At 62.8% G+C, this 21,254-nt stretch carries 21 protein-coding genes; 2 read left to right on the top strand and 19 right to left on the bottom strand.

Annotated features, from left to right (window positions below; translation table 11 throughout):
* The first annotated feature begins 262 nt into the window (after positions 1-262).
* Positions 263-466 (top strand): cold-shock protein, encoded by a 204-nt coding sequence (locus tag BMF89_RS18325; RefSeq protein WP_028264741.1) that lies wholly within the window; start codon positions 263-265, stop codon positions 464-466.
* A gap of 142 nt (positions 467-608) precedes the next feature.
* Here the strand turns inward: BMF89_RS18325 and BMF89_RS18320 are convergent, their stop codons facing one another.
* From BMF89_RS18320 to BMF89_RS18255, 14 genes are all read right to left on the bottom strand, one after another.
* The gene (locus BMF89_RS18320) at positions 609-3,173 is read right to left on the bottom strand and encodes a DUF2156 domain-containing protein (protein ID WP_253190881.1); all 2,565 of its coding nucleotides are present in this window, start codon (positions 3,171-3,173) and stop codon (positions 609-611) included.
* On the bottom strand, positions 3,170-4,441 hold the full coding sequence (locus tag BMF89_RS18315) for an alpha/beta hydrolase-fold protein (RefSeq protein ID WP_078108482.1): 1,272 nt from the start codon (positions 4,439-4,441) through the stop codon (positions 3,170-3,172). Before BMF89_RS18315 ends, BMF89_RS18320 begins: the two co-directional genes overlap by 4 nt.
* A 5-nt stretch (positions 4,442-4,446) precedes the next feature.
* Positions 4,447-4,878 carry a DUF2550 domain-containing protein gene (locus BMF89_RS18310; protein ID WP_078108481.1) on the bottom strand — a complete coding sequence of 144 codons (432 nt, stop codon included), beginning with the start codon at positions 4,876-4,878 and terminating at the stop codon, positions 4,447-4,449.
* A 10-nt stretch (positions 4,879-4,888) separates the two neighbouring features.
* On the bottom strand, positions 4,889-5,173 hold the full coding sequence (locus tag BMF89_RS18305) for a F0F1 ATP synthase subunit epsilon (protein WP_059387616.1): 285 nt from the start codon (positions 5,171-5,173) through the stop codon (positions 4,889-4,891).
* Position 5,174: 1 nt separating this feature from the next.
* Positions 5,175-6,629: a F0F1 ATP synthase subunit beta gene (gene atpD / locus BMF89_RS18300; RefSeq protein ID WP_078108480.1), complete on the bottom strand. Its 1,455-nt coding sequence runs from the start codon at positions 6,627-6,629 to the stop codon at positions 5,175-5,177.
* An 86-nt stretch (positions 6,630-6,715) separates the two neighbouring features.
* Positions 6,716-7,603: a F0F1 ATP synthase subunit gamma gene (locus BMF89_RS18295; protein ID WP_078108479.1), complete on the bottom strand. Its 888-nt coding sequence runs from the start codon at positions 7,601-7,603 to the stop codon at positions 6,716-6,718.
* Positions 7,604-7,696: 93 nt separating this feature from the next.
* Positions 7,697-9,334, bottom strand: a complete 1,638-nt coding sequence (gene atpA / locus BMF89_RS18290; protein WP_078108478.1) for a F0F1 ATP synthase subunit alpha — start codon at positions 9,332-9,334, stop codon at positions 7,697-7,699.
* A gap of 83 nt (positions 9,335-9,417) precedes the next feature.
* Entirely contained in the window at positions 9,418-10,245 is an 828-nt protein-coding gene (locus BMF89_RS18285) for a F0F1 ATP synthase subunit delta (protein ID WP_078108477.1), read from the bottom strand.
* Positions 10,245-10,805: a F0F1 ATP synthase subunit B gene (locus tag BMF89_RS18280; RefSeq protein WP_078108476.1), complete on the bottom strand. Its 561-nt coding sequence runs from the start codon at positions 10,803-10,805 to the stop codon at positions 10,245-10,247. Before BMF89_RS18280 ends, BMF89_RS18285 begins: the two co-directional genes overlap by 1 nt.
* Positions 10,806-10,859: 54 nt before the next feature.
* Positions 10,860-11,078 carry an ATP synthase F0 subunit C gene (gene atpE / locus BMF89_RS18275; RefSeq protein WP_028264751.1) on the bottom strand — a complete coding sequence of 73 codons (219 nt, stop codon included), beginning with the start codon at positions 11,076-11,078 and terminating at the stop codon, positions 10,860-10,862.
* A gap of 81 nt (positions 11,079-11,159) precedes the next feature.
* Positions 11,160-11,960, bottom strand: coding sequence for a F0F1 ATP synthase subunit A (gene atpB, locus BMF89_RS18270; protein WP_078108475.1), 801 nt, complete (start codon positions 11,958-11,960; stop codon positions 11,160-11,162).
* A gap of 81 nt (positions 11,961-12,041) precedes the next feature.
* A complete protein-coding gene (locus tag BMF89_RS22490; RefSeq protein WP_078108474.1) occupies positions 12,042-12,380 on the bottom strand; it encodes a hypothetical protein in 339 nt (112 codons plus the stop codon).
* Entirely contained in the window at positions 12,367-12,855 is a 489-nt protein-coding gene (locus tag BMF89_RS18260) for a hypothetical protein (protein ID WP_078108473.1), read from the bottom strand. The genes BMF89_RS22490 and BMF89_RS18260 overlap by 14 nt, the downstream gene beginning before the upstream one ends.
* A 128-nt stretch (positions 12,856-12,983) precedes the next feature.
* On the bottom strand, positions 12,984-14,093 hold the full coding sequence (locus BMF89_RS18255) for an MraY family glycosyltransferase (protein ID WP_078108472.1): 1,110 nt from the start codon (positions 14,091-14,093) through the stop codon (positions 12,984-12,986).
* 212 nt (positions 14,094-14,305) lie between these two features.
* On the opposite strand from BMF89_RS18255, the gene BMF89_RS18250 reads away from it, so the two are divergent.
* Complete coding sequence (locus BMF89_RS18250; protein WP_078108471.1) at positions 14,306-15,202, top strand: glycosyltransferase; 897 nt, start codon at positions 14,306-14,308, stop codon at positions 15,200-15,202.
* On the opposite strand, the gene BMF89_RS18245 is transcribed toward BMF89_RS18250, so the two are convergent.
* The 5 genes from BMF89_RS18245 to rho form a co-directional block, all read right to left on the bottom strand.
* The gene (locus BMF89_RS18245) at positions 15,199-15,996 is read right to left on the bottom strand and encodes a WecB/TagA/CpsF family glycosyltransferase (RefSeq protein WP_078108470.1); all 798 of its coding nucleotides are present in this window, start codon (positions 15,994-15,996) and stop codon (positions 15,199-15,201) included. The genes BMF89_RS18250 and BMF89_RS18245 overlap by 4 nt on opposite strands.
* Positions 15,993-16,847 (bottom strand): L-threonylcarbamoyladenylate synthase, encoded by an 855-nt coding sequence (locus tag BMF89_RS18240; protein WP_078108469.1) that lies wholly within the window; start codon positions 16,845-16,847, stop codon positions 15,993-15,995. The genes BMF89_RS18245 and BMF89_RS18240 overlap by 4 nt, the downstream gene beginning before the upstream one ends.
* A 12-nt stretch (positions 16,848-16,859) precedes the next feature.
* Positions 16,860-17,732, bottom strand: coding sequence for a peptide chain release factor N(5)-glutamine methyltransferase (prmC, locus tag BMF89_RS18235; protein WP_078108468.1), 873 nt, complete (start codon positions 17,730-17,732; stop codon positions 16,860-16,862).
* Between the two features lie 18 nt (positions 17,733-17,750).
* A complete protein-coding gene (prfA, locus tag BMF89_RS18230) occupies positions 17,751-18,824 on the bottom strand; it encodes a peptide chain release factor 1 (RefSeq protein WP_028264759.1) in 1,074 nt (357 codons plus the stop codon).
* Between the two features lie 177 nt (positions 18,825-19,001).
* On the bottom strand, positions 19,002-21,116 hold the full coding sequence (gene rho / locus BMF89_RS18225; protein ID WP_078108467.1) for a transcription termination factor Rho: 2,115 nt from the start codon (positions 21,114-21,116) through the stop codon (positions 19,002-19,004).
* Positions 21,117-21,254: the final 138 nt, after the last annotated feature.

Genomic DNA, 21,254 nt, shown 5'->3' with positions numbered 1-21,254 from the left:
GCGCTTTCTTCCGTTACCTTCTTTTTACTTAAAATTTGTCGGAATTCCCCAGCAGACCGTTGACCTCCAGTTTCGGCCATGAAAGTGTTGTAGCAGTCTTTGTGTAGGTGTGATTCATGCTCGCAAGACGTGTTGCGAGCGTGAAGCTCCTGCGAAGCCAACCAAGCCTTGCTTGGACGGAAAACCAGGTCTTCTCGCGGAGTAACCGAGGCCGGCACGCGGTGTGCCGGACTTAAAAGTTCCACAATGAGGAGAAACAAAAATGGCACTGGGCACCGTCAAGTGGTTCAACGCTGAAAAGGGCTTCGGCTTCATTACCCCGGACGACGCTGAAGGCGACGTCTTTGTCCACTACTCCGAGATCCAGACCGGCGGATTCCGCACCCTCGACGAGAACCAGCGTGTTCAGTTCGAGATCGGTCAGGGCGCCAAGGGCCCGCAGGCCACCGGCGTCACCGCCGTCTAGTTTTACCGCTTGAATTCTGCCTGGCAGATTCAGGGAAGGGGTTCCGCACAGGCTGCGGGACCCCTTTTCCCTTCCCAACTAACTCGCATTTGTTGTCGTTATGGCGTGTCAAAACGACAACAAATGCGAGTCAGTTTGGTGTTCAGGCGACGAGGGTGCGGAGAAGCCTCGCAGTTTGCCGGACGGACAGCCCAGGCAAATATGCCCGGCTTAGGGCAGCGCCGATCGCGGGAATCTCCAGGCTGTCCTGGTAGTACATATACAAAGTCCGGTACTCCGGCTGAAACCTCGATTTGAAGCGGGCCAGCGAGCGGAATCCGTAAACAGGCTCCAAGGTCCTGCCGACGAGGTCCAGAATGCCCGCCATGCCGGCTTCTCCGCTGGAGAATTCCTCGGCCTCCCCCGCCAAAGGCGAGCCCGACAGGGATATGACCTCCACACCCTGCCGCAACTGGTGGACTGCCGAGGCAATCATGAATTCCATGAGGCCGGGAAAGGCGTCGCTGCGCCGCCGCATGAAGTCCAATGTCCAACTGATCACCTGGCCATCCCGAAACACAGGGAGCCAGCTGGTGACCCCGTGGACAAACCCCTTGCCGTCGACGGCGACGCAGCACAGCACTTCATCGTCCATCAGCTCGTCGAGGGAACCCAGGGTAAAGCCCATTTCGGGTACCTTTTTCCGGGAGGCCCACTCTTCGGACACCTCGCCGAGTTGGGAGCGAATGTGTTGCGGGAACTCCGAATAGCGCCCCCACCTGGCCAGAACGCCGGCCTTGAGCGCACGGTTCTTGGCCGTGCGCACGTTCTGCCATGCTTTGCCCGTGAATTCGAGGTCGCGGATCGATAGCCGGGTTTCCTGCGCGACCGCAATTCTGCGGAATCCCGCGGATTGCAGCATCGGCCACAATTCCTCCGTGCAGGAGTAGAGGCACGGCACCAATGCATGGTGCGCGCAGTAGTCCAGAAAACCCTCGGTCGCGGCAGCGGCTTGTGCGGGATCACCGAACGGTCCGCTGAGGGTCAGCGCGACGTTTCCATGCTGCTGGTAGGCAATTCCGGCGTCCATTCCGGGAGTGAACCAGAACTTGTTCGGCTCCCATAGCGCCATCCAGGAAAGCGACTCCCCTCCCCGTTTGACCAGATCCTTGGCCGCCAGTCGAGCGGGATCATCGCCGTCGGGACCGTGCTGCCGTTTGAGAAGCAGCGTCCATACCGCTGCCAGTGCCACAAGCCAGAAGATGATTCCCGACCACGCGAACAGCAGTGACTCGGCGGCACTTCGGTCCGCGAACACACGGCCGAAGGCCGTGGGTATGGGCAAGGGAAGGTACTGCCGGGCGAGTTCCGCACCGAGACCCAGGATGCCGCCGTCGTGCGCCAGACCGCCCGAGCCGAGCCAGGCCCCGGTGTATCCACTCGCCAAAATGAGCCACGTACTGCCAACCAGCCACGCCATCTTCCGGCGGAGCGGAGCCCTCGAGCCGACCACAAAATTGCCCCTGAACAGGAAAAGCAGAACTGCCAGGATCAGGGGAACCAAGGCGAGGGTCAGGATGTGGAACACCGCGGAGCCCATGACGACGGTGCGGCCCCTGCCTGGAAAATGCGGAATGCTGGCAAACAACACCAGGTAGGCGAAGGACAGCGCCACCACGCCAAGTTGCACGCCGATGGCGATTTTCAGCGCCAAGCGCCTTCCTTGGCGCATGCCCACCGCACAGATCAGGAGAAGCAGCGCGGGTACCACTGCGAGGGCGACGCCGGCCGGCCCGGGATAGCCCTGGCGTCCGAGTTCCAGGCAGCTGATATCCACGGTTCCACCGCAGTTCGCCTGCAATTGGTTGAGCGTCGGTACAGGGTTCAGGACCATTTCGCGGAGCAGCGCCAGCGGCCCCGCCGGGCTCCTCACGGCGCCCGCCACCAGAGGCCCGACGCCGAAAATCGCCACCATGAGCGACAGCAGGTTTCGCGTTTCACGCCTGGTGGCACGGTGGCTTGGTTGAATGCCGTGGTCGAGTTGGAGCCACAGACCGGTCCCCAGTCCAAGCAGCGCTCCGGTCAGGGCCATGACAGCCGATGGGTCACCTACGTACAGGACCAAGAGGAGCGCCAACGATACGACGGTCGCCCTCAGGCGCCGACGCCACAGAGTCGGGAGGAGGCCACTTGCCGCCATCGAGACCAAGAGGGTTGCCGGAAGGGGTCCGGAGGTCCCGGCATCCATCATCCGCCCCAGCCAGCCGTCGCCGGCGTAGGCTGCCAACTGGACCACGAGCAAAAAGGCGGTGACCGTTGCAAACTGGCCGCCAACGAAAGCCACGGCCGTGCGGAACCACCCCAGCTTCCGCTCTGAAGCACCCAAAAGCACAACGAACAACAACGAGCTCATGACGTAGTCAAAGGGGTTTGCGGCGAAAAACATGGATGTCCAGATGGACCACCAGTCCCCCGCCTTCAATCCCCCACCGCTCACGCTCGAGAGATGCCGCAGCGCATCCGGACCGTAGCCGAGATCGGGGTCGAAGATCGCCGGAGTGAGCAGGTACAGCGCGAGCACAATCACGGTGAAGGGGATCGCGCCGATATGGGCAGCCACGTTGCCCAGCATGGCCCGGGCGAGGACTGCCACCATCTTCCGGGCGGGCCTGGCATCTTCGGAGTCAGGCGCCTGTTCTTTGGACAACTGGGCTTCCTGGGTGCTCATTGAACGAGTCCCCATCGAGGGGACAGGAATTCCATCGCCGAGGGAAGCTCTTGAACGGCCACGGCCCACGAGTGTCCGGCTCCGGGAACCGAGGCGTGCCTGACGTCGAACCCGGACGTGCGGGCGGCCGCCGCCAGTTCGCTGGCGAAACGGACGAATTCGCTGTCCGCGGCCCCGACGGCGAAGTAGCCAGCATGGCCGTCATAGCTACGTTGCTTCATCAAGGTCAACGGCGTCAGGGCGTCGAAGGCTGCAGCGTCGCCGCCGAATGCGGTCTGGATGGTCCGCCCGCGGTCAGGACCAAGCGAAGGCTCCCGCTCTCCCGAGAAGGCGATGAACGAAGGGTAGATCTCAGGATGCAGCGTGGTCATTTGCACTGCGCAGGTTGCACCGAAAGAAAACCCGCCGACGGCCCACTTTCTGGGATCGGCGGAAACCTCGAGCGTCGAGTTGATCCAGCGCGGAACATCGATCGCGAGGTAGGTGTCGGCACGTGCTATCCGGCTATCCATGCACATGGTGTTTGCGGTATCGGAACCGTTTGGATCGACAACCACGACGACGGGTGCCACGCCTCCGTGCCGTGCGGCGAAGGAATTCATGTTCTGCTCCAGCAGTCCGCCGGTCAGCCAATCGGCGGGTCTTCCCGGTTGGCCGGCAAAGAGAACCAGGACGGGTAGCTGGCTGCGGTCGGTAGCCAGGTAGGCCGGCGGCAGGTAGATGAAAGCGTCCTTGGCCGTGAATCCGGATTCAATTCCGGGGATCGACGCCCTGCGGACAATACCTCCCTCCAGCGCAGCCACCGGAGTGTTACCGGAAACACCCCTCTTGAATCCTGCCTCAAGCTCGGGGATCCGTCCCACGTTGTGGCCGAAGAGATCGGCAGCCGTGTGGTTGAGTCCGAAGTAGCTGTTGATCTGAAGCGCGGAGAGGAGCAGCACGGAGACGAACGAAATCCCTGCGGCGCTCCTGCCGCGCCACGAGGAACCACGGAGCCGGAAAAGGAAAAGGACCAACGCAGAGAAAGCAACCGTCGACCACACGAGGACATCGATGGGGAGGTCCTCGGGGAACACGGTCAGGACATTGACGAGCAGCCAGTGGATGACGGCGACAACTCCGCTCGCCGCGGCAAGCGAAAGGACGATGGAAAGCAACCAGCGCCGGTCCCGTCGCAGGAGGAGGAAGACACTCCCGGCAACTCCGGCACCAAGGACGGTCCAGTAGAACGGACCATCGACAAGCCTCACGTTGTAGAGGAAGTCCACTGGCCTCAGCGCCAGGTGCCGACGCCCACCACAGGGCCGGCCTCGAGCCAGGACGAGAGCCCCGCGTAGGCATCAAATCTCATTGCCAGCATGAACCGCTGGCCTTCATGTTGGAGTTCGACGACGACGACGTCGGGTTGGAGCCTCGTCAGCTCTTCCTCCGTTGGCTTCCGCCGGCCAAGGAGCTCCAAGGAACTGCGGCGGAAGCTGTGTTTGGGACGGAAGCTGAGGGACAGCAGGCGGAACCACTCAAGCTCCGAGTCCTGATAACGACAAACCCCCATCCGCCAGCTGTTTCCAGCCGTGCAAATGGAGGCGTCGACCGTGCCCAGGGCGCGCCGCAAATTGAAGCGGCGCACCCCGACGAGGCACAGTGTAAAGATCAGCAACGCAAACGCCGTTGCCAAGGCGATGAACGGAAGAGCAGAATCGTCCATCAAGGTCTTGCTATCGGATCCCCGCAGTAGCTGAATCGCCCAACTGGGCGTTGTCAGCGACGATCACCACGCGGTTGTTGTCGACGGAGAAGAATCCGCCGTCCACAACTACTGCAAGGCGGTCTCCGGTAACCGGCTCGATGGCCAGCTCGCCCGCGGCCAGAATGGCGAGGAGCGGCGAGTGGCCCGGCAGGATCCCGATTTCACCATCGCTGGTGCGGGCCTTGACCATTTTGGCCGCACCGGACCACACGAAGTGGTCCGCTGCGACAATCTCAACCTCGAGCTCAGCCATACTACTTGGTCTGTTCCTGGATCTTGGCCCACTGGCGCTCGACGTCATCCAGGCCACCGACGTTGAAGAACGCCTGCTCTGCGATGTGGTCAAGCTCGCCGTCGCAAATAGCCGTGAAGCCTTCCACAGTGTCCTTGATGGACACGGTGGAGCCCTCGACGCCGGTGAACTGCTTGGCGGTGTAGGTGTTCTGGGACAGGAACTGCTGGATGCGGCGTGCACGCGACACGACGATCTTGTCTTCTTCGGACAGTTCGTCAACGCCGAGGATGGCGATGATGTCCTGGAGTTCCTTGTTCTTCTGCAGGATCTGCTTCACGCGGACAGCCGTGTTGTAGTGGTCCTTGCCGATGTACTGCGGGTCCAGGATGCGGGACGTCGACGTCAGCGGGTCAACGGCCGGGTACAGACCACGGGAGGCGATTTCACGGGAAAGTTCCGTGGTCGCGTCGAGGTGTGCGAAGGTCGTTGCCGGAGCCGGGTCGGTGTAGTCATCAGCAGGCACGTAGATGGCCTGCATCGACGTGATCGAGTGGCCCTTGGTCGAGGTGATGCGCTCCTGGAGGAGGCCCATCTCGTCGGCGAGGTTCGGCTGGTAACCAACAGCGGACGGCATGCGGCCGAGCAGCGTGGAGACCTCGGAACCGGCCTGGGTGAAGCGGAAGATGTTGTCGATGAAGAGCAGCACGTCTTGGTTCTGCACATCGCGGAAGTATTCCGCCATGGTCAGTGCCGACAGTGCCACGCGCAGACGCGTTCCCGGCGGTTCGTCCATCTGGCCGAAAACAAGGGCGGTGTCCTTGAGGACGCCTGCCTCTTCCATTTCAACCCAGAGGTCGTTGCCTTCACGAGTACGCTCGCCAACACCGGCGAATACCGAAGTACCACCGAAGTTGCGGGCCACACGGGTGATCATTTCCTGGATCAGAACGGTCTTGCCGACACCGGCGCCACCGAACAGGCCGATCTTTCCACCCTTGATGTACGGGGTGAGGAGGTCGATGACCTTGATGCCGGTCTCGAGCATCTCCGTGGAGCCCTCAAGGGACGCGAAGGACGGAGCCTTGCGGTGGATCGGCCAGTAAGCGTCTGCGTTGATCTCGGACTCTTCGACGTCCAGCGGCTTGCCGAGAACGTTGAAGATGTGGCCCTTGACGCCGTCGCCGACAGGCACGGAGATCGGGGAGCCGGAGTCCTGCACGGAGGTACCGCGGACAAGTCCGTCGGTGGCCTGCAGGGAGATGGCACGGACGAGGTTGTCACCCAGGTGCTGGGAGGTCTCGAACGTGATGGTCTTGGTCTCACCGTTGAGGGTTACCTCGGTGGTGAGTGCGTTGTAGATCGACGGGATTGCGTCAGCCGGAAATTCGACGTCGACAACCGGGCCGATGACGCGGGCAATGCGGCCGGTGGCGCCGGCCGTTGCGGCTGCGTGCTCGGTAGCGGTGGCAGTCATCTCTCTCACTTCACTCAGTAGATGGCGTGGGGTTAAGTTTATCTATTTGGTGCAGGTGTGGCTTGTGCCGAACCATGCACCGGCAATTACGCGTTCAGGGCGTCGGCGCCGGCCACGATTTCGGAAAGCTCCTGCGTGATCTCAGCCTGGCGGGCCGTGTTGCGCAGACGCGTGTACTTCTTGATCAATTCGGTCGCGTTGTCGCCTGCCGACTTCATGGCGCGCTGGCGGGCGGCGAGCTCGGAAGCTGCTGCCTGCAGCATTGCTGCGAAGATGCGGGACTCGATGTAACGCGGAAGCAGTGCGTCGAGCACCTGCTCCGATTCCGGTTCGAACTCGTACAGCGGCAGAAGCTCGGACTCAGTGACCGCCTGCTCTTCAACTTCGAGCGGCAGCAAACGGACAACCGTGGGTTCCTGCGTCACCATCGACTTGAAGCGGGTGTAAACGACGTGGATCTCATCCACGCCACCCTCGGCGAAGTCGTTGGCGAACTCTTCGAGAAGAGCGGCGCCGACTTCCTTGGCAGTCTCGAATTCCGGTGCGTCGGTTCCGCCGGTCCACACGCGGGAGTACGAACGGCTGCGGAAGTCGAAATATGCCTGCGCCTTGCGGCCAACCAGGTAGGTCTTGACTTCCTTGCCCTCTGCCCGGAGAAGCTCGTTGAGACCTTCGGCCTTCTTGAGCACACTTGCGGAGTAAGAACCAGCCAAGCCACGGTCCGAGGTGATGACCAGGACTGCGGCGCGGCGGATCTGCTCCGGCTCGGTGACTAGCGGGTGATCGATTTCGCTCTGGCTTGCGACAGCAGAAACAGCACGGGTAATCGCGTTTGCGTAGGGCGTCGAAGCTGCAACGCGGGCGCGGGCCTTACCGATGCGCGAGGTAGCGATCAGTTCCATCGCCTTGAAGATCTTGCGCATCGACGTCGTCGAGCTGATCTTCTGGCGGTAGACCCGGATCTGGGCTCCCATACATTTCCTTTCCTAAGATCCCGATGGATCAGCGGCTAAGGCTTTGGCGAAGGCCCCGGGCCTGCGGATACCGCAGGCCCGGGAACCAATGCTCTAGCGCTTCTGCTTGACGATCTTTTCCTGGTCGACTTCGCCACCGGAAATCGCTTCGTGCTCTTCGTGGCCGGCGCCAACCAGACGGTTGTCGCCTTCTCCGAAGAAGCCCTTCTTGAAGTCGATGATCGAGGACTTCAGCGCTTCAGCGGTGTCGTCGTCCAGGACGTTGGTCTGCGCCAGCGTGGTCAGGATGGAGGACTTGTGCTTGAGGTGCTCCAGGAACTCGGACTCGAAACGGCTGACATCCTCAACCGGAACATCGTCCAAGTAGCCCTTCGTACCGGCCCAGATGGATACAACCTGGTCCTCGACCGGGAACGGCGAGTACTGGCCCTGCTTGAGCAGTTCCATCAGGCGGGCGCCACGGGTCAGCTGCTGGCGTGAAGCGGCATCCAGGTCGGACGCGAACATCGCGAACGCCTGCATGTCGCGGTACTGGGCCAGGTCCAGCTTCAAGGTACCGGAGACCTTCTTCATGGACTTCACCTGTGCCGCACCACCGACACGGGACACGGACACACCGACGTCAACAGCGGGGCGCTGGTTGGCGTTGAAGAGGTCCGACTGAAGGAAGATCTGGCCATCGGTGATGGAGATGACGTTGGTCGGAATGTAGGCCGAGACGTCGTTTGCCTTGGTTTCGACGATCGGAAGACCGGTCATCGAGCCTGCGCCCAGCTCGTCGGAGAGCTTGGCACAACGCTCCAGCAGGCGGGAGTGCAAGTAGAAAACGTCACCCGGGTACGCTTCGCGTCCCGGCGGGCGGCGGAGCAGCAGGGACACTGCACGGTAGGCCTCGGCTTGCTTCGACAGGTCGTCGAAGATCACCAGGACGTGCTTGCCGCCGTACATCCAGTGCTGGCCGATGGCCGAGCCGGCGTACGGAGCCAAGTACTTGAAGCCGGCCGGGTCGGATGCCGGAGAAGCCACGATGGTGGTGTATTCCAGCGCGCCGTGGTCCTCAAGGGTCTGGCGGACAGCAGCGATGGTGGAAGCCTTCTGGCCGACGCCGACGTAAACGCAGCGCACCTGCTTGGTGACATCCCCGGAAGCCCAGTTGGCCTTCTGGTTGATGATGGTGTCCACGGCGATTGCGGTCTTGCCGGTCTGGCGGTCACCGATGATCAGCTGGCGCTGGCCGCGGCCGATCGGAATCATGGCGTCGATAGCCTTGAGACCGGTCTGCATGGGCTCGTGGACCGACTTGCGCTGGGTCACGCCAGGAGCCTGGAGTTCCAGTGCACGGGTGGTCTCGGCCTTGATCTCGCCGAGGTCGTCGATCGGCTGGCCCAGCGGGTCAACTACGCGGCCCAGGAAGGCGTCGCCTACCGGGACGGACAGGATTTCACCGGTGCGGTGGACTTCCTGGCCTTCTTCGATGCCGGTGAAGTCACCGAGGATGATGACGCCGATTTCGCGGACGTCGAGGTTCTGGGCCAAGCCCAGGGTGCCGTCTTCGAAGCGAAGCAGCTCGTTCGCCATGACCGAGGGAAGGCCCTCAACACGGGCGATGCCGTCACTTGCGGCGGTCACGCGGCCGACCTCTACGCGCTCTGCGTTTCCGGGTTCGTAGGACGCCGCGAACTCGTTCAACGCATTACGGACGTCGTCGGCGTTGATGGTCAATTCGGCCATCTGCAGTCCCTGCTCTCCTGTTTTCGTGATCATCGTTGCTCACGATGACCGGGTTTTGTATCAGTTAAGTTGTGCTTTTCTGGCTAGCCAGCGAGTTGCCGGCGGAGCTCGGACAGGCGGGCTACAACGGAAGCATCAAGCACTTCGTCTCCCACCTGGACCCGGATTCCACCGATCAGAGTCGGATCAACGCTGACGTTGACCTTCAGCTCGCGGCCGTAGAGGGCATCAAGCCCGCCCTGCAGACGGCTGGCCTGCGCATCCGTCAACGGACGGGTAACGTGGACAGTTGCGATCCAGCGATGCTGGCGCTTTGCTGCAAGCTTGGCGAAGTTGTCGATGAGCTTGCTCGGCTTGACGCCGCGCGGCTGCGACACAGCCTGGCCGATGAGGAGCTGGGCTTCCGGGCTTGCACCAGGAACCAGCTTCTCCGCCAGACCGATCTTGGCCGCAGCACTTGCCTGCGACTCTCCCAGAGCACGTTGTACCTCGTGGCTGGAAGCAACCATCTGGTTGAAAGCAAACAGATCGTTTTCCAGCTCTTCCAGCCCCGTGATTCCGGAGGCAGAAACGGCCGACTTGTTTTCAGCCACGGCAATGACCACCGTGGCGGCAAGAGTCTCGAGTGCATCGCCGATATCGCGTGCCGATGCCCAGCGCAAGCTGGCCAGACCACTCGCGATTTCCGCAGCATCAGCGGAGACTTTCCCGCCAACCAGCTGCTTGACCAGCGCCGACTTTTCTTCTCCGCTGCGGGAGGGGTCAGTCAGGGCGCGGCGCAAGCCAGCCGAGCTGTCCACCGTTCCCAGGATTCCGAAGAGGTCCTTAGCCAACTGCAGCGAGGCGGTCGGAAGCGTGGCTTCCAACTGCTCCAGCGCCTTGGTCAGCGATTCGCTCGATACACCTGCCATTACTTAGCTGCACCTGCGCTTTGGGTCTCCAGATCTGCGAGGAAGCGGTCCACCACGCGGGCGGCACGCTCGTCATCGCTGAGCGATTCGCCAACGATGCGCTCTGCCAATGTCGTGGCCAGGGTGCCCACCTCGGAACGCAGGGAGACAACAGCTGCCTGACGCTCGGATTCGATCTGGGCGTATGCCTGCTCGGTGATGCGTGCCGACTCGGCTGCTGCCTTGGTCTTCAGCTCCGCGAGGATCTGGGCACCTTCGGCTCGAGCTTCTTCGCGGATGCGGTTGGCCTCGGCGCGGGCGTCGTGGAGCTGCTGCTTGTACTCTTCGAGAGCTGCAGAAGCTTCAGCCTGGGCCTTTTCAGCCTTGGCAATGCCACCCTCAATCGCCTCTGCACGCTCCGCAAAGGTCTTCTCGAACATCGGGACAACAAACTTGACCACGATGTACAAGAGGACCACGAAGCCGGCGAAGACGACGCCCATTTCCCACAGGTTGGGAACGAGCGGATTAGCCGACTCGGCGGCGCCTTGAGCGGCGGCTGAGATGATCTGCTGATTCATTTTTCACCCGTCCTTATCTACTCGGTTCTGAATGTTCGCTTGGTTCTTAGCTGTTTACTTGAGAACGAAAGCGAAGACCAGGCCGAGGATGGCGAGGGCTTCGGTAAGAGCCAGACCAAGGAACGCGATCGGCTGGAGCACGCGCTGGGCTTCCGGCTGACGTGCAACACCGTTGATGTAAGCAGCAAATACGAGACCCACACCGATACCACCGCCGATGGCGGAGAGACCGTAGCCAATGAGGTTGAGGGAGCCGTTGATGTCGCCGTTCATTGTATTCCTTTCAAGATGCCGCAGTCGCGGCAGGTTGTTTGGTTTGCTTCAACCCCCGAAGGGGAAGATTGAGGGTTGTGCCTAGTGGCTGTCGGCGTGGAGTGCGCCTTCGATGTAGATCGCAGTCAGAAGGGTGAAGACGTATGCCTGCAGCACCATGATCAGGGCTTCGAGCATGTACATGGCGACGGCGCCAACGAGCACGAGCACAGACGCGCCCTTGAGGAGGACGTTTTCCTGCATGACGAGGAACTCGATACCCGAGCCGGCGATCATGACAATGAGGTGCCCTGCCATCATGGTCGCGAAGAGACGGAGGCTGTGGGTGACCGGGCGGACCAGGAAGTTGGAAATGATTTCGATCGGTACGACGATCGGCAGGATGAACCACGGGACACCCGAAGGAACGGTGGCCAGCTTGAAGTACTTCAGGCCGTTCTTCTTGATGCCGATGCCGATCCAGGTGACGTATACGACCGCGGCCAGCACATAGGCCCCGCCGACGTGCGAGAAGCTCGGAAGCTGGATCACGGGAATGGCGCCGTAGATGTTGTTCACCAGGATGAAGAAGAACAACGTGAACAGGAGCGGTACGTACTTCATGAAGTCGCGGCCGCCGATGATGTCCTTGGCGATGCTGTTGCGGACGAAGCCGTAGGCCATCTCGCCTGCGAACTGCAACTTGCCGGGAACCAGCTGCTGCTTGCGTGCAGCGGCGATAAAGAATGAAGCGATAAGGACGACCGACAGGATCACCAGCAACATCTGCTTGGAGAAGCCATCGCTCGCACCCCACGGCAGGATAGCCGGCAGGTGCATTTGGTCGATTCCGGGAGGAGTGAAGGTCCCTGAATCCTGGGCCGGGAGCGCAAGCGCGATCAACGCGTTTCCTCTCTGCAGTGTCCATCATTGGGCGTTGTTGAGGATCCGGCCGCGTTTCCTGCAGCCATTTCCCGTGTGAAATTATTTGGCATTACTGTTCCCGTCCTGGGACGGACCACTGTCTGCTTTGCTCTCACCGGTAGAAGATCGATGACTGGTGAGGCCGTGCATATGGGAAAGATAGAACCCTCCTGCGGCTCCAAGCAGAGCGCCAAGGAGCACAATCCAGCGAGTCCCCCACAGATTATCCAGACCCCAGCCTATCAAACTCCAGACTATGATTCCGCCAACAATGTAGCTGAAGACGGCAATGCCGGCGTTGTATCCGCCGTCGTTTCCGTCGCTCGCTTGCTCAGCGGAATCGCCGGGTTTCGCGGCGTTGAGTGTGGTGGAGCGTCGCTTGTTCCTAGGAGTGAACATCGTCGCCCCCTTTGCCTGCTGCGGGGTCGTTGTAGATCTGGAGCCGGGCCTTGCTGAAGCCGTAGATTTCGGCGGCTTGCCACGAGACAACCGTGACGACGGCGCCAATCACGAACCAGCGTCCGTGCAGCCATGCAGGGGCGCCCAAGACGAACAGCACCACCGCGAAGCCGACGACCTTGACAAAGTAGCTGGCAACGAAGAGGCCGACCGCGCCGGAAGGGTTATCCCGCCCGACGAAGTGGCCGATCAGGAGGCTGATGGCAAAAAAGGCCATCACCAGCGCCCCGCCGAATACAGCGGAAAGCACGCCTACGCCACCGTTCATGACCACCGCGACGACGGACGTCGCCGCGAGGGCCGCTACCGCCGTCGTCGAGCTGAGGAAAAGAAGCCGCAGCCACAGCGAGGACGTGGAGCGGGGGGCAGCAACGCCGCTCGAGTCGGACTGCTGTCCGCCGGCGTTGGAGGTCATGGGGATGCCAATCGTCGTGGCAAAAATGCCGAATTCTCAAAAAGGGTGGGTGCGCGGGCGAGTGACTGTCCGCCCTAGAATTCTACATGAGATAGAACTGTGATGTTAACGCCATTGTCACACACCGTCTACCGGGCGGCGCGCCCTTTGCGGGCAAAGTACGGCCATGCCGTCACTGCGGCCATGATCAGCGCGGCGACGATGTCGACGGTGAGGACCATCTGCCACGGGAAGATGGCAAAGGCAAGGCCTCCAAACGCCAGAATGCAGGTCCACACGTACATCATGAGCACCGCTGTGCGGTGGGTGTGGCCGAGTTCGATGAGCTTGTGGTGCAAATGTCCCCGGTCCGCCGACCAAGGCGATTGGCCACGTGCCGTTCGCCGCAACACCGCAAGGCCAAGGTCCAGCAACGGTAGCGACAGGATCGCGAACGGCAACAGGATGGGCACGATGGTTGGAATACCGTTGGCGCGGTCGTAAAGCCCTGAGCTGATCTGGCCCGTGGAAACCACGCCGGCCGAAGCCATCACGAGGCCCAGGAGCATGGCGCCGGAGTCGCCCATGAAGATTTTGGCCGGGAACCAGTTATGCGGCAGGAACCCGATGCAACAACCCACCGTGATGGCCATCAGCAGCGCGGCCAGGTCCGAGCGGTCGGTAAGCGTGGCATTGCGGTGGACCCAGTACGCCGTCAGGAAGAAAGCAGCGCCGCCAATGGCTGCAACTCCGGCAGCCAGGCCGTCAAGTCCATCGATGAAGTTGACCGCGTTCATCGTGGTCACAATCGCGAGTGCGGTCAGGACGATCCGCAGCGGTTCCGCTTCGATCCGTATGGGCTCCGGAACAAAGGGAACCACGGACATCTGCACGCCCCAGACCGCAACGATCGTCGCCGCCGTGCATTGGCCGATCAGCTTGACCCACCAGCGGATGTCCATCACGTCGTCGGCAACACCGACCGCGACGATCACCAGGGCACCTGCCAGGATCCCCCACGGTGCACTGTTCCCGTGGAAGATGTCCTTCACGAAGAACGAATTGCTGGCCACCACGAGGGCGATGGCAAAGCCCGCGAAGAGTCCCAGGCCACCAAGCCTGGAAATCGGGACTGAATGCATATCCCGGCTACGGATGGGGGCAAAAAGCCGGAGTTTGTTACCCATCTGGCGGGCTACCCACGTAGCGAGATACGACACGACGGCAGCCGTGAGCATCATGAGCGAATACATGATCACGTGGCGGCTCCTGTTGGCGGTGGTGGTGGAATTTGTCCCTGGCGACTAGCTGCCGGCACAACACCCGCAACACCTCTGCGCACCGCCGAATATTGCTGTACTACAGTTGGACTCTGTCAAGATACTAGCGGCAACGGCGGCTTTGCTCCGTTTCACGCGCCCCTAGGGCGAGCCGGGAAGACCTCCCCGCAACTGCCCGGAAGGAACCCTACATGACTGTCTCCGTTGCCGTTGCGGCTGTGACTTTTGACCGCCCCGGAGAGCTAGCAGTCCTGCTCGACGCTATCAACAAACAGTCCATGCCCGTGGACACCATTTGCCTCGTGGACAGCGGAACCACCCCTTCGCGGGAGCTCGCGTCGAGCCATCCGAAGGTGGACTACGTCCGCTCGGAGGCGAACCTGGGCGGGGCGGGCGGCTTCGCCCTCGCGATCCTCAAGGCGGTGGCCAGCGGTGCCGAATGGGTCTGGATCATGGACGATGACGCCGAGCCCGGCGATCCCGCATGCCTCGAAACCCTCGTTCGCGAAGCGGAGGCCCGCGGACTGGATGCCGTTGTCCCGCTCGTCGTCGCTCCCGGGCATCCGGACAAGCTCTCGTTCTTCTTCCGGATTGACGGCAAGGTGACCCACGACCGAGCCGAAGTCGAAAAGGCGGGGTTCCTGCCCGACGTCGGGCACTTCTTCAACGGGGCGCTCATCCGTTCGAACGTCTTCTTCAAGGTGGGAGTGCCGGATATCCGGCTGTTCATCCGCGGCGACGAGGTGGACTTCATGATCCGCCTCAGGAAAGCCGGGATACGCTTCGGCACGGTCGCTACGGCATGGATCACCCACCCGCACGCGTTTTCCGAGACAAAGCACGTCTTCGGCGCCCGCTGGCATGTGATCGTGCCCGATTCAGCGTTCAAGCGGTACTTCTACTACCGCAACCGGGGTTACTTGATCCGCCGCTACCGTCGCGGGAAGTCGATGGTGGCCGACGTCGGGGGCTACTTGGGCTATTTCCTGCCCCGAGGTGACTTCCGCGGGCTCGCTGAGTGGTTCCGGGCGTTCTCCGCGGGTTTGCGGGACAAGGGCTTCGGTCCGCTGGAGGACCAGAAGTTCTAAGGGCGTGGTGTTCCGGCCTCGCGGTTCTTGGAGGAAAGCCGACGGCGTACCAGCAGGCCGAGGAGCACCCACGGCTCGCCGAAGACCCGGTAGGCGACGCGTCCCGGGTGCAGGGCAAGTCGCCAAGCCCATTCAAGCCCGAGGCGGCCCAGCCAGCGTGGAGCGAGCTTCTGGAGGCCGGCCAGCTGCTCGATAGCGCCGCCGACTGTGCAGTAGACGGCAGGTGGAAGCTCGTCCAGGCGCCGGTGGAGGACCGATTCCTGCAGCGGCATTCCCAGGCCAAGAAGGACGAGCTGGGGGCGGAATTCCGCCAACCAGGCGACGGCGGCCTCTTCGCCGGCATCGTTCCAATTCTCCCCGGGGCGCCCGGATACCACGGCGCCGGGCACGATGTCGCGGAGGCGTTCCACTGTCTTGCTGTTGGCTTCGGGACCAGCGCCGACGACGGCGATCCGGCGCAGTCCATCGACGCGGCCGAGCGCCGGCACCCAGTCAGTGGAACCCAAACGGTATTCCATCAACCCGGCAGCATCGTCACGTGAACCTCCGCGGTGCCCAAGTCCCCAAAGCATCGCGACCGGCGCGCCATCCATGAGCACCACATCGCTGCGTTCATAGAGACGACGGAAGTCCGGACTCGAATGAAACAACGTGACGCTGTGGAGATTGTGTCCGAGAACAACCTTGGTGGTGCCGTCCGAAACGTATCCGCTGATGGCCTCGATAAGTTCGTCGGCGCACAAGGCGGTGACGTCTACGTCCAGAAGGGGAACACGATCCCGGACCAGGCTCATTCGGCCCTGGTCTCCGTGCGGACAGTATTTTCGCCAGGAGCCGGGGTCTCTGCTTGAACAGGGGTCCCAGGCGCAGGGGTCTCAGGCGCAGGGGTCTCAGCTTGCGCATCCGGCGCCGTCTCAGGCGCCGTCTCCTGCTGCACGGCGGCCTCAGGCGCGGTTTCCGGCTCCGGTTCAGTTTCCGGCGCGGTTTCTCCGAGGGCCAGCACTCCGGGCACTACTTCGCGGAGGCGTTCCAGGGAAATGGCACCATCGCGCACTACGCGGAGCGGCAAGGCGGTGGCGTCAACGATCGTGGACGGTACGGACTCGGTTCCTTCGACCGGCCGGAAGCCGCCCTCAAGGTACACCTCGACCGATTCGGCAAGCTGGGTCCTTGCCTCGGCGGCTGTCTGCGCGGCCGCCTGGCCGGTGCGATTGGCCGAGGACACTGCCAGCGGCCCGGTGCGGTTGAGCAGTTCAAGCGCAATGGCGTCGTCCGGCATGCGAAGAGCGACGGTTCCGCGGGTCTCCCCCAGATCCCAGTCCAAGGACGGCTGGGCGTGGAAGATCAGCGTCAGGCCGCCGGGCCAAAAGGCTTCCGCCAGTTTCCGGGCTTCTTCCGATACATCGGTCGCCAGCCCGTCGAGCGCATTGATCCGCGGGATCAGCACCGGGGGCGGCATATGGCGGCCGCGGCCCTTTGAGACAAGCAGCATGGTCACGGCTTGCGGCGAGAACGCGTCGGCGGCAATGCCGTAGACGGTGTCCGTCGGCATGACGACACACTTTTTCTCGCTGATGGCGCGCTGCGCATGCTCCAGGCCTTCGGCGCGTTGTTCCTCTGACGTGCAGTTGTAGCTTGTGGTCACAGCGTTATTCTTTCATTTCCCGGAGGCAGCGATTGCCAACACTGCGCTCGTGGCACGTTCCTTGCCGTTGAGATCGAGGTGGGTGGTGACCTGGGTCCAGCAGCCGGCCGACTTCAGGTGTTCGGAAATCCACCCTGCCTGCACCTCTGCGTGCTCCATCACGAAGAAGCCGCCGCCCTTGAGGAGCCGGGCAGCCGAGGCCGCAGCCGCCGTCGGGAGCTCCATTCCGTTTGCTCCCCCGCCGTACAGCGCCTCGGGCGGATCGTGCAGCGCCACCTCGGGTTCGTTCGGAATGGCTTCAGCCGGGATGTAGGGCGGATTGGAAACAACGACGTCGAACGTTCCGTCGTGTTCGGGCAAGGCATTGCGGAGGTCGCCCTGCACGAGCTTCACCCCGAGCGGCTTCAGGTTCTTGGTGGCCCACGCGTGGGCGAAGGTGCTGAATTCGACGGCGTGGACCTCGGCTCCGGGCACTTCGTGGGCAATCGAACCGGCAATGGCACCCGAGCCGGTGCCAAGATCAACCACTTTGGGGTGCGGGAGACCCTGGAGGTGGTCGATGACCAGCTGGACCACGGATTCCGTTTCGGGCCGCGGAATGAACACGCCCGGACCCACGGCAAGCGTGAGGTAACGGAAATGCGCGACGCCGGTGATGTGCTGGAGCGGAACGCGCTGTGCCCGTTCGGCCACCAGGTCCGCGTACCCTTCCGGAACTGCGGTGTCACCGAGCAACATGGCGCGTAGCCGCCCGAGGCCGACGCCCAGGAGATGTTCCGCGAGGAGTTCCGCGTCCACGCGCGGAGTGGGGACTCCGGCGTCGGACAGGATGGTTGTTGCCTCGCGGACGGCGTCGGCGAGGCTTTGGCCCGGAAAGAGCGTCATCAGGATCCTTGCAGGCTGCTACTCGCCCAGGGCATCCAGGCGCGACTGTTCGTCCATTTCGATGGCCGACTGGATGACCGGTTCCAGGTCGCCGTTCATGACGGCGTCGAGGTTGTAGGCCTTGTAGCCGGTACGGTGGTCGGCAATCCGGTTCTCCGGGAAGTTGTACGTCCGGATGCGCTCGGAACGGTCCATGGTACGGATCTGGGATTTGCGCTGCGCCGAGTTCTCGGCGTCGATCTGCTCCTGCTGGTGGGCGAGGATGCGGGCACGGAGGACGCGCATGCCGGCTTCGCGGTTCTGCAGCTGGGATTTTTCGTTCTGCATGGCCACCACGATGCCCGTAGGGAGGTGGGTGATGCGGACTGCCGAGTCCGTGGTGTTGACGGACTGGCCACCGGGGCCCGAGGACCGGTAGACGTCGATCTTCAGGTCGTTCTGGTTGATTTCGAGCTCTTCGGGCTCATCCACTTCCGGGAGCACGAGTACACCGGCGGCGGAAGTGTGGATGCGGCCCTGCGATTCGGTGACGGGAACGCGCTGGACGCGGTGCACGCCGCCCTCGAACTTCAAGCGGGCATAGACGCCTTCTGCGGGATCGTTCGAGTTGCCCTTGACGGCCATCTGGACGTCCTTGTAGCCGCCCAGGTCTGATTCCGTGGCCGAGATGAGTTCGGTCTTCCAGCCGCGCGACTCCGCGTAGCGCATGTACATGCGCAGCAGGTCTCCGGCGAAGAGCGCAGCTTCGTCGCCGCCTTCGCCGCCCTTAACCTCAAGGATGACGTTGCGGGCGTCGTCGGGATCGCGCGGGATCAGCAGCCTGCGCAGTTTCTCCTGCGCTGCCGGAAGCTTCGCCTCGATTTCGTCTACCTCGGCAGCAAATTCGGCGTCCTCGGAAGCCATTTCCTTGGCTGCTTCGAGATCGTCCATGAGCCCGCGCCAACGGTTGTACGCCTCAACGATGCCCTGCAACTGGGCAGAGCGCCGCCCCAACTTGCGGGCCAAAGCCTGGTCGGCATAAACGGCAGGATCACTCAACTGCGCCTGGATGGCGGCATGTTCGTCAAGCAATCCCTGTACGGACTCAAACATTTTCAAACCTCTTTCGACTTCTACAAGTCTAATAACTGCGACGCGGGGTCACTTCCGGCCCATCTTGACCCCCGGCATGGGCCGTAAGTGGCCCCGCGTTGCAACGGGAAAGGGCGGGAGCGGAACATCCGCGCGGAATCAACCGCACGAACGAACCAGCGCCCGCCCCTGAAACAGCTACTTGTCGTTATCCGACTTGGCTCCAAGAGTCGTCTTCTGTACCTGCATGAGGAACTCGACGTTGCTCCCGGTCTCCCGGATCTTGTTGGTCAGGAGTTCAAGGCTCTGCTGGGTCTCGAGTCCGGACAGGACGCGGCGCAGCTTCCACATGATCTTGACTTCTTCGGCCGAAAGCAGGTTCTCTTCGCGACGCGTACCCGAAGCGTTGACGTCCACGGCCGGGAAGATGCGCTTGTCCGCCAGCTGGCGGGACAGGCGGAGCTCCATGTTGCCCGTGCCCTTGAACTCCTCGAAGATGACCTCGTCCATCTTGGAACCGGTCTCCACGAGCGCGGTTGCCAGGATGGTGAGCGAGCCACCGTTTTCGATGTTGCGCGCAGCACCGAAGAAACGCTTCGGCGGGTAGAGCGCAGCGGAGTCGACACCACCGGACAGGATACGGCCGGAGGCCGGCGCTGCCAGGTTGTAGGCGCGGCCCAGGCGGGTCATGGAATCCAGGAGGACCACCACGTCCATGCCCATTTCCACGAGTCGCTTGGCGCGCTCGATGGAAAGCTCGGCAACCGTGGTGTGGTCGTCGGCGGGACGGTCGAAGGTGGAGGCAATGACCTCGCCCTTGACGGTGCGCTGCATGTCCGTTACTTCTTCGGGACGTTCGTCAACCAGCACCATCATGAGGTGGACCTCAGGGTTGTTGGTGGTGATCGCGTTCGCGATCGACTGCAGGATGAGCGTCTTACCGGCCTTCGGCGGGGAGACGATCAGGCCGCGCTGGCCCTTGCCGATCGGGGCCACGAGGTCGATGACGCGCGGGCCGATCTTCTTGGGGTCCGTTTCGAGGCGCAGGCGCTCGGACGGGTACAGCGGGACGAGCTTCGCGAATTCGACACGGTCCTTGAGCTCTTCGGGCGTCTTGCCGTTGACCGACGTGACGCGGACGAGCGCGTTGAACTTCTGGCGCGCGGACTGCTGGTTGCGGTCCTCGCCATCACGCGGGGCGCGGATGGCACCGACGACGGCGTCACCCTTGCGCAGGTTGTATTTCTTGACCTGGGCGAGGGACACATACACGTCGTTGGCACCGGGCAGGTAGCCAGAGGTGCGGATGAACGCGTAGTTCTCCAGTACGTCCAGGATGCCGGCAACCGGCAGCAGGACGTCGTCTTCGGTGACCTCGACGTCGTCGACGTCCGGGCCCTGGCCGCGGCCCCGGCGGCGCTCGTTGCGGTCGCGGAAGCGGTCGCTGCGGGTGTTTCCATCGCGGTTGTCACGGTTGTCGCGGTTGTCCTGCGGACCCGGACGGTCGTTGCGGTCGCGACGATTGCGACGATTTCGGCGGTTGCCGCTGTCATCGCCGTCGTTCGTGTCTTCGCGACGCGTGCGGGTGTTGTCGCGGCGTTCGCGCTGGCCGGATTCGCTGGCGTCGGCCGAGGCCTGTTCGCCCTGGCGCGGCTGTGCCTGACGCTGCTCGGGCTGGCGCTGTTCTGCCTGGCGCTGCTCTGTGCGGGGCTGTTCGGTACGGGGCTGTTCGGCCTGCGGCTGCTCGGCAGCGCCGGTCTCGCCGGCTTCACCGGCCTCCACAGGAGCAACGGCCTCGCCACGACGACGGTTCCGCGTGCGCGGCTGGCGGCGTTCGCCGGCGGCCTCGCTTGCTTCGGCGGCAGGAGCTGCAGGCGCCTCGACGACGACGGCGGGAGCCTCCGCGGCTTCCGCGGCGGCGGGAGCGGCAACAACGCCGTCGCTCGTGGCGCGGCGGCTACGGCCACGGCCACGTGCCCGGGTGCCATCCTGCGCGGCGGCTTCGGTGGATGCTGCGGCAGGTGCGGCAGGGGTCTCAGCTTCCGGGGATGCAGGCGCGGCCTTTGCTGCCACGGCTTTGGCCGCGGTAGGAGCCTTGCTGGTGGTTGCACCGGCGCGGTGGGCCGAGATAGCCGAAACCAAGTCCCCCTTGCGCATCCGGGATCCGCCCGAAATGCCCAGCTGACTGGCGAGAGCCTGGAGCTGCGCGAGCTTGAGGCCTGCAAGGCCGCTGCTCTTAGCGGTTGCGGCCGTTGATTCAGCTGCAGAAGATGTTGTGTCCACAGCTGAAGCCAGCTCAGTGGTTTCTGTCACGAAGGATCCTTCCCCCTCGACGGCGTCCAGACCTAGAGCTGGACGCGATGATTTGTTCTGGACTGCAGTTCAGATCTGCAGCCGTGATTTCGGTCTTGCCGGTTTAGTTTCAGCAGGGCCGGATACTAATACGTCTTC

This window comes from Arthrobacter sp. SRS-W-1-2016 (assembly GCF_002009585.1).
Lineage (GTDB): Bacteria > Actinomycetota > Actinomycetes > Actinomycetales > Micrococcaceae > Arthrobacter > Arthrobacter bambusae_A.
The sequence above is the reverse complement of the archived record's forward strand: the minus strand, read 5'-3'. Positions and strand labels throughout refer to the sequence as shown.

Excerpts from the sequence above, each read along its gene's own strand:
- BMF89_RS18280 (WP_078108476.1), bottom strand. The coding sequence starts at position 10,805 with ATGAATCAGCAGATCATCTCAGCCGCCGCTCAAGGCGCCGCCGAGTCG.
- BMF89_RS18285 (WP_078108477.1), bottom strand. The coding sequence starts at position 10,245 with ATGGCAGGTGTATCGAGCGAATCGCTGACCAAGGCGCTGGAGCAGTTG.
- prfA (WP_028264759.1), bottom strand. The coding sequence starts at position 18,824 with ATGTTTGAGTCCGTACAGGGATTGCTTGACGAACATGCCGCCATCCAG.
- BMF89_RS18295 (WP_078108479.1), bottom strand. The coding sequence starts at position 7,603 with ATGGGAGCCCAGATCCGGGTCTACCGCCAGAAGATCAGCTCGACGACG.
- atpD (WP_078108480.1), bottom strand. The coding sequence starts at position 6,629 with ATGACTGCCACCGCTACCGAGCACGCAGCCGCAACGGCCGGCGCCACC.
- prmC (WP_078108468.1), bottom strand. The coding sequence starts at position 17,732 with ATGACGCTCTTTCCGGGCCAAAGCCTCGCCGACGCCGTCCGCGAGGCA.
- atpE (WP_028264751.1), bottom strand. The coding sequence starts at position 11,078 with ATGAACGGCGACATCAACGGCTCCCTCAACCTCATTGGCTACGGTCTC.
- BMF89_RS18260 (WP_078108473.1), bottom strand. The coding sequence starts at position 12,855 with ATGACCTCCAACGCCGGCGGACAGCAGTCCGACTCGAGCGGCGTTGCT.
- BMF89_RS18250 (WP_078108471.1), top strand. The coding sequence starts at position 14,306 with ATGACTGTCTCCGTTGCCGTTGCGGCTGTGACTTTTGACCGCCCCGGA.
- BMF89_RS22490 (WP_078108474.1), bottom strand. The coding sequence starts at position 12,380 with ATGTTCACTCCTAGGAACAAGCGACGCTCCACCACACTCAACGCCGCG.
- BMF89_RS18245 (WP_078108470.1), bottom strand. The coding sequence starts at position 15,996 with ATGAGCCTGGTCCGGGATCGTGTTCCCCTTCTGGACGTAGACGTCACC.
- BMF89_RS18305 (WP_059387616.1), bottom strand. The coding sequence starts at position 5,173 with ATGGCTGAGCTCGAGGTTGAGATTGTCGCAGCGGACCACTTCGTGTGG.
- BMF89_RS18325 (WP_028264741.1), top strand. The coding sequence starts at position 263 with ATGGCACTGGGCACCGTCAAGTGGTTCAACGCTGAAAAGGGCTTCGGC.
- atpA (WP_078108478.1), bottom strand. The coding sequence starts at position 9,334 with ATGGCCGAATTGACCATCAACGCCGACGACGTCCGTAATGCGTTGAAC.
- BMF89_RS18320 (WP_253190881.1), bottom strand. The coding sequence starts at position 3,173 with ATGAGCACCCAGGAAGCCCAGTTGTCCAAAGAACAGGCGCCTGACTCC.
- BMF89_RS18310 (WP_078108481.1), bottom strand. The coding sequence starts at position 4,878 with ATGGACGATTCTGCTCTTCCGTTCATCGCCTTGGCAACGGCGTTTGCG.